This is a genomic window from Nocardioides sp. (assembly GCF_050699375.1).
Lineage (GTDB): Bacteria > Actinomycetota > Actinomycetes > Propionibacteriales > Nocardioidaceae > Nocardioides.
This window is the reverse complement of sequence record NZ_JBOHDN010000227.1, coordinates 1-6,742: the sequence shown is the minus strand read 5'-3', so window position 1 is coordinate 6,742 and position 6,742 is coordinate 1. Positions and strand designations below refer to the sequence as shown.

Annotated in this window: 7 protein-coding genes; 2 read left to right on the top strand and 5 right to left on the bottom strand. The window is 68.9% G+C overall.

Features of this window, described 5'->3' with window-relative positions; translation table 11 throughout:
- Positions 1-71: 71 nt before the first annotated feature.
- Positions 72-692 (bottom strand): 2'-5' RNA ligase family protein, encoded by a 621-nt coding sequence (locus ACRDPS_RS16410; protein ID WP_431502726.1) that lies wholly within the window; start codon positions 690-692, stop codon positions 72-74.
- A gap of 66 nt (positions 693-758) precedes the next feature.
- On the opposite strand from ACRDPS_RS16410, the gene ACRDPS_RS16405 reads away from it, so the two are divergent.
- Positions 759-1,397: a class I SAM-dependent methyltransferase gene (locus tag ACRDPS_RS16405; RefSeq protein WP_431502725.1), complete on the top strand. Its 639-nt coding sequence runs from the start codon at positions 759-761 to the stop codon at positions 1,395-1,397.
- Positions 1,398-1,521: 124 nt separating this feature from the next.
- On the opposite strand, the gene ACRDPS_RS16400 is transcribed toward ACRDPS_RS16405, so the two are convergent.
- Genes ACRDPS_RS16400 through ACRDPS_RS16390 form a run of 3 tightly spaced genes read right to left on the bottom strand, consistent with a single transcriptional unit; the run spans position 1,522 to position 4,615 of the window.
- Positions 1,522-2,628 (bottom strand): prenyltransferase, encoded by a 1,107-nt coding sequence (locus ACRDPS_RS16400; protein WP_431502724.1) that lies wholly within the window; start codon positions 2,626-2,628, stop codon positions 1,522-1,524.
- A 13-nt stretch (positions 2,629-2,641) separates the two neighbouring features.
- Positions 2,642-3,349, bottom strand: coding sequence for a class I SAM-dependent methyltransferase (locus ACRDPS_RS16395; RefSeq protein WP_431502723.1), 708 nt, complete (start codon positions 3,347-3,349; stop codon positions 2,642-2,644).
- Between the two features lie 3 nt (positions 3,350-3,352).
- Positions 3,353-4,615, bottom strand: a complete 1,263-nt coding sequence (locus ACRDPS_RS16390; protein ID WP_431502722.1) for a glycosyltransferase family 4 protein — start codon at positions 4,613-4,615, stop codon at positions 3,353-3,355.
- A 218-nt stretch (positions 4,616-4,833) separates the two neighbouring features.
- Here ACRDPS_RS16390 and ACRDPS_RS16385 point away from each other — a divergent pair, with 218 nt between their 5' ends.
- Positions 4,834-5,394, top strand: a complete 561-nt coding sequence (locus tag ACRDPS_RS16385) for a DUF1707 SHOCT-like domain-containing protein (RefSeq protein WP_431502721.1) — start codon at positions 4,834-4,836, stop codon at positions 5,392-5,394.
- Here ACRDPS_RS16385 and ACRDPS_RS16380 read toward each other — a convergent pair.
- The coding region (locus ACRDPS_RS16380) for an ArnT family glycosyltransferase (protein ID WP_431502720.1) at positions 5,358-6,742 on the bottom strand (1,385 nt) is incomplete at its 5' end. The two genes, ACRDPS_RS16385 and ACRDPS_RS16380, sit on opposite strands and share 37 nt — an antisense overlap.

Genomic DNA, 6,742 nt, shown 5'->3' with positions numbered 1-6,742 from the left:
GCGGGAAAGTGCCGCCCGGACAGCGTCGCCACGCCGTCAGATTCCCACCTTGGCGGGAATATCCTTCGCGCCTACGCGCCGCGACCGCCCAGGTGCCACTCGGCGATCAATCTGCAGTCGTGGTTGGCGTACCACTGCAGGCTGATCCGGTCCGCGAGACATCGCACCGGCAGCACAGGACCAAGGGATGTACGTGTCGACTCGAGGTCCGCTCCCCCGGCGATGTGATCGACGGTCAGATGTGGGACTGGGTCGAACCGTCCCTCGTAGGGCGGGCACTGCGGGAACGCGGCGTACAGCTCGGCGGTCAGCGCCGCGAACGGCGCGGCCGGCTCAGGTGCCAGGTGGATGTTGCCTCCGGCGGACATCTCGACGGCGGTGAGGCCGTAGGTCCACGACGATGCCGCCTCCGCGATCTTCCCGACCCGCTCCAGATCGCTCGCCGCAGGCTCTGGGAGGAAGGGCGCGAGGACCGTGATGTGCGCATGGACGAACCCCGGATCGGCCGACACGAACGAGTCGTCATAGTGACGCGTCCGCTCCAGGACGTACGCCTCCAGCTCCGGCACGGGCACGACCAGCACCGAGTGGCCAGCCTGCCGAGGTTGTGAAGCTGAAAGTGACCCATGGACCGCGCTGGACTTCACAACCCCGCCACCAGGCAGCGGAAGCGCCTCCTGCACAGTGGTCATGGACAGGATTCTCATCGATGGGAGACCCCGGGCGCGAACCGGTTTCGGCTGGGCTAGGGTGCCGGGGTGTCCGGACCTGAGATGCCCGCTGATCTGCTGAAGCACGCCCTTGACGCGACGGGGTTCATGCCGCCCGAAGAGGGGCTGGCGCTGTTCTCGTACGCTGTCGAGCGGCTGCCCCATGGTCCGGCGGTCGAGATCGGGACCTACTGCGGGAAGTCGTCGGTCTATCTCGGCGCGGCGGCGAAGCTGACCGGGGGCACGGTTTTCACCGTCGACCACCACCACGGCAGCGAGGAGAACCAGGCGGGCTGGGAGCATCACGACACCGGCCTCGTCGACCCGGCCACCGGGAGACTGGACACGCTCCCGACCTTCCGCCGCACCATCGAGCAGGCGGGCCTCGAGAACGAGGTCGTCGCGGTGATCGGAGCGTCGACAACCGTGAGCAGGTGGTGGACCACCCCCGTCTCGATCCTCTTCATCGACGGCGGTCACGGCGTCGAGCCCGCACAGCAGGACTATCGCGGCTGGGCGCCGAAGGTGATGCCCGGCGGCCTGCTGCTGGTCCACGATGTGTTCCCGGACCCCGCCGACGGCGGTCGACCCCCGCACGAGGAGATCTACCTCCCGGCGCTCGCCTCGAAGCAGTTCGAGGAGATCGCCGCGGTGGGATCGCTGCGCGTTCTGCGTCGGCTCGGCTGATCCCAGGCGTCACACGAGTCACATCGGGCAGGCACTTTCGGAACTTGTCAGGTGTTTAACTGCCCGACAAGTTCCGGCCCAGAAATTGGAAGGGCCCGGTCAGCCGGGTAATCCGGCCCCCGGGTCAACCCCGTAGTCCGGCCCGACTCGACGCACACCCGCACTCGAGCGCGAGCTCCTCGAACGGTGCGGCAAGCGAGGTGCCGCGCATGATCCCCGACCCCGGGGTCGAGGCACCGTAGCGCTCCCCCAGGGCGTCCGCGGCCAGGATGACGGCGGCGGCGGTGAAGGTCGAGTGCTCCTCGGGCCAGAAGGCGTTCGGGTTGGGGTTGGGGTAGGCCGGCGACTCATAGACCCAGCCCGTCCAGTAGCCGCCGTCGGACGCGCGCATGTGCTGCATGTCCGCCAGGAGCCCGAGCGCGCGCCGATGGTCGCCGATGTTGTCCAGCGCCATCGCCAGCTCGCAGGTCTCCGCGCCGGTCACCCACGGGTTGGTGTCGACGCAGAGGGCGCCGAGGCCGGGGCGTACGAAATGGTCCCAGCGCGAGGCGATCAGGTCCTCGCCCGCGGCCCCCAGGACGGCGCCGCCGAGGACCGGATAGTACCAGTCCATCGAGTGGTGCGACTTGTCCTCGAACGAGTCACGGTGGCGGCGCAGCGCATGGCCGAGCCGACCACCGACGATCTCCCACTCCGGCTGCGGGTCGTCCATCAGGTCGGCCAGGGCGACCCCGGCGCGCAGCGACTGGAAGATCGAGGATGAGCCGGTGAGCAGCGCGAACGGGTCGCGCGGCGTCCAGGCGATCCCCCCGAAGGGCAGCTGCAGCCCGACCACGAAGTCGAGCCCGGCGCGCACCGAGGGCCACAACCGCTCGACGAACGCGCGATCGCGGCGGATCAGCCAGTGGTGCCACAGCCCGACGGCGAAGTAGGCCGACATGTTGGACTCGCCGATCGTCTCGACCGGTGAGCCGGAGACGATCTTCATCGGCCAGGAGCCGTCGGCGTTCTGCAGGGTCGGGATCCAGGCGTACGCAGCCTCGGCCTCCTCCACCAGACCACCGACGAGCAGGCCCATGGCCGCCTCGACGTGGTTCCAGATGTCGGTGTGCTGACCGGGCACCCACGGGATGGCACCCGAGGGCTCCTGGGCACGGGCGATGGACCGGGCGGTATCGGCCACCTGGGCAGGGGTCAGCACCCCGTCGACGTACGGGATCTGGGCACTCATGCGCGGCAAGAAATCAAGCCGGCTTGTGGAAGTAGAGGACCATGCTCTTGCCGATCAGCGGGTCGAGCACCTTGCCGGCCGCCTGCAGGATGCGGGGCGCCTTGACGATCTCCCACTCCAGGACCTTGTGGTAGGCCTTCACCGCCGGGTGGTCGTTCTTCTCGACGCCGACGGCGCACTTGAGCCACCAGTAGGGCGAGTGCAGGCCGTGCGCGTAGTCGTCGCCGTCGTAGACCAGGCCGCGCTTGGTCACCTTGTCGACGAGCTCCTCGCGCGTGTAGATGCGGATGTGGCCGCCCTCGTTGTTGTGGTAGTCGTCGGAGAGCTTCCAGTTGACGACCTCGGGGAACCAGCGCGGCACCGAGACGGCCAGCGTGCCGCCCGGACGCAGGACGCGTACGAGCTCCTCGATCGCCTGGATGTCGGCGGGGATGTGCTCGAGCACCTCGGCAGCCACGATCCGGTCGAACTGGCCGTCGCCGAAGGGTAGCGAGAGCGCGTCGCCCTCCTTGATCTCCGCGTTCGCGCCCGCGGGGACCTCGTCGCGCATCGCGAAGAACCATTCGCTGACCTTGGCCAGCTCGTCGGCGTCCTGGTCGAAGGCGATCACGTCGGCGCCGCGGCGGTACATCTCGAAGGCGTGGCGGCCGCCGCCCGCACCCATGTCGAGCACGCGCTCTCCGGCCTGCAGGCCAAGGCGATCGAAGTCAACGGTGAGCACGGCTCACTTCCTTCCGTCTGTGGTGGTGTGGAACTCGTCGATGGACTGCTGGTAGAGGGCCGCCATCCGCTCGGCGACGGCGTGCCAGGAGAAGTGCTCCTCGACCCGGGCGCGCCCGGCGGCCGAGTAGCGGGCCCTGCGCTCGGGGTCGTCGAGCAGCGCGGCGATGGCCTGCTCGAGCTCCTCGGTGTCGCCCGGGGTGACCTGCGTGGCGCACAGGTCGTCGTCACCGACGACCTCGGGGATCGCGCCGGCGCGGGAGACGACCAGCGGCGTACCGCACGCCATCAGCTCGGCGGTCGGCAGCGAGAAGCCCTCGTAGAGCGAGGGCACGCAGGCGATCTCCGCCGAGCCCATCAGCTCCACGAGCTCGGCGTCGGAGATGCCGTTGACGAAACGTACGTGGTCCTCGATGGCCAGCTTCTCGATGAGTCGCTCGGTGGGGCCGCCCTTCTTGGGCTTGGAGACCAGGACCAGCTCCAGGTCGCGCTCGGTGCGGAGCTTGGCGAAGGCCTCGAGCAGGGTGCCGATGCCCTTGAGCGGAGCGTCGGCGCTGGCCATCGCCAGGAGCCGGCCGGGAACGCGGGGCGCCGTCGGCGGGCGGAACTGGTCGGGTACGCCCAGGAGCACGGTCTGCACGCGTGCGGACGGGACGTTGAAGTCGGTGAGGATGTCGCGCTTGGAGTTCTCCGAGGGCGTGATCACGCGCCGCAGCCGGGAGGCGACCTTCGCCTGCATCTTCACGAAGGAGTACCAGCGCCACACGCCGAACTTCTTCTTCCACCCCTGCGCGCTCTCCAGCTCGATGCGCCGGTCGAACGAGATCGGGTGGTGGATCGTGGTCACCAGCGGCAGCCCGAGCTCGGGCTCGATGCGCAGCAGCGGCGTGGCCAGCGTCTGGTTGTCGTGGACGATGTCGAAGTCGTGCTTGCGCTCGGCAAGCACTTTGAGGATGCGCTTGGCGAAGGTCAGCGGCTCGGGGAACGCACCGGTCCGCATCCGCGCCCACTCCTCGACGTCGACGAGGTCGCGGATCTTGGAGAGTTTCGGGTTGCCGAAAGGATCGGGCTCCTCGTAGAGGCCGAGGCTCGGCACCTTGGTGAGGCTGACGCCCTCCCCCAGGAGGTCCAGATCGGGGTAGGGCTGTCCGGAGAAGACCTCTACGGTGTGCCCGAGCTTGGCGAGCTCCCTGCTCAGATGACGGATATAGACGCCTTGGCCGCCGACGTGCGGTTTGCTGCGGTACGACAGCAGAGCGATCCGCATCCGCCACCCCCTCAAAGATCATCACGGCAAAACTAGAACGTGTTCTATACTAGCAGGTAGCCTGCGCCAGTCACTCTAATGCAGCGGTGTATCAGGACCGTGCCCAGGATCCGCGCCCCAATCCCGCCCTCGCGTAGTCAGCGACCCTCTAGGCTGGGAATGTGGAGGGGTTCTGGGATCGATTCCGTCTCGACCCGAGGCAGGCTGCCAACGGGCGAATGCGTGCCTCAGATGCTGATCGAGATGTCGTACGCGACGTGCTGGCCGATGCTTTCGGCGATGGCCGACTGACCCGGGACGAGCACGACGAGAGGGTCGGCATCCTCCTCGAAGCCCGCACGCTCGGCGAGCTGCCCGGGCTCGTGGACGATCTTGTGGCTGTGGATTCCACGTCCGGCGCGGGCACCAAGGAGAACCTGCCGGCGAAGGCGGACTTCCGTGAGCGAGGTGCTGCCGCCTACCGCAAGGAGGTGCAGGAGGCCATCGCCACGCTCCTCATGGTCGGCATCATCACCTGGAGCATCTGGGGGTTCGCCTCCGCCCCCGACGGGCATCCGTGGCCAATCTATCCGATGCTGTTCGCGCTCGTGAACCTTGTCGGCACGGCCGTACGCCGCGAGGCGATCGTGGAGCGCGAGGTCCAGCGCCTCGAGAAGAAGGCCGCCAAGAAGGCGGCGAAGGCCGAGGTCGAAGCGCCCGATGCCGCCGAGCAGGGCGGGCCGATCCTCGGCCCGCCGACCCGTCAGGCCGAGGTAGACCGCCCCACCGACCCGTCCTGACGCCCCAGGAGCGGGTCGCTCACCGATGGGCAACCGGTCTCGAGGTGTCCGGCGAACCCGCGCGCCCGGTCGTCGGACGGGGCCGGTCCGGTCGGCCCGAACGCACCCGACCGCAGGCGCCGGCGCAGCTGGGCGGTGACGTACGCGGCGACCGCGAACATCACCAGATCGGCTGCGATCAGGGCGAAGAGCCAGGAGGCGTCGGCCGGACCGTCGATGCGCTGCTGGATGTGCAGGTGGGCGATCATCGCCGAGCCGATGTAGCCGACGCTCGCAAAGAGCGTGATGCGCAGATCGACCGCCTCCTCGTCCGTGCCCGCGACCCAGCGTCGACCGACACGGAGCACGGCCAAGGAGGTCAGCGCCGCGATCGCCGGCAGGAACGGCACCGCGTAGCGGGCATGGATCCAGCCGCCACCGGCATGGAACGAGGCCAGGTTGACGATGATGATGAGGCAGTAGATCCCCATCAGCGCCCGCACCGCGAGCTCGAGCCGGCGCTCCAGGAGGCTCGGCTCCGGCCCGGGGATGACGACGCGGCGCATCACCCCGCTGGGTCGCGGTCGAGCCTTCGCGTTGACGTCGAGCACCAGTCCGGTGATGGTGACGGCCAGGGTGGCAGCGGCGGCCACGATCCAGATCTTCGGGATCACGTCGTCGGCCCACAGCGAGCCGTACAGGTGCAGATAGAGCTGGGGGTTGACCAGCTGGAAGAGCGTGTCGCCATGGGTCTGGCGGGAGAACTTCTCGAAGAGCGTCGCGGAGGCGGTCGGGTCGCCGTAGAGCACGATGTTGCGGACGTAGAACCAGCCGATCACGATCACCGGCGCCATCCCGATCCTGGCGGCCAGGACGACACCCCTTCGGAACATACGCATCGTGGGGTCACGCAACCACAGCGCGGCCAGCACGCAGGCGCCCAGGACGAGCACCGCGACCAGCCCGGTCGAACGGAAGGCGGCCGCCGCGACCCCGGCGGCCGTCGCCCAGAGCAGCCGGTCCCTGGTGACACCCTCGCGGACCATCCGGAAGCCGAGAAGCAGGGTCAGCGAGGCCGCGACCGTGCCCCAGCCGTCGTTGTAGATCGCACCGCCGTCGTAGGTCACCGCGCCGCAGCCGAGCACCATCGCGGCGGCGAGCACCGGGATCACCCTGCGCCTGGGCACGAGCTCACGGGCCAGCAGGCCGACCAGGATGATGCTCAAGGCGTAGCCGAGGGCATTGAGCAGCCGCATGCCGAGGAGCGTGACCCCGACGCTGCCGACCGCGTCGCCGAGCCAGACCAGCGGCAGGCTCATCACGTAGAACAGGGGCGGGTGGTTGGCGACCCAGATGTCGCGGCGTGGCT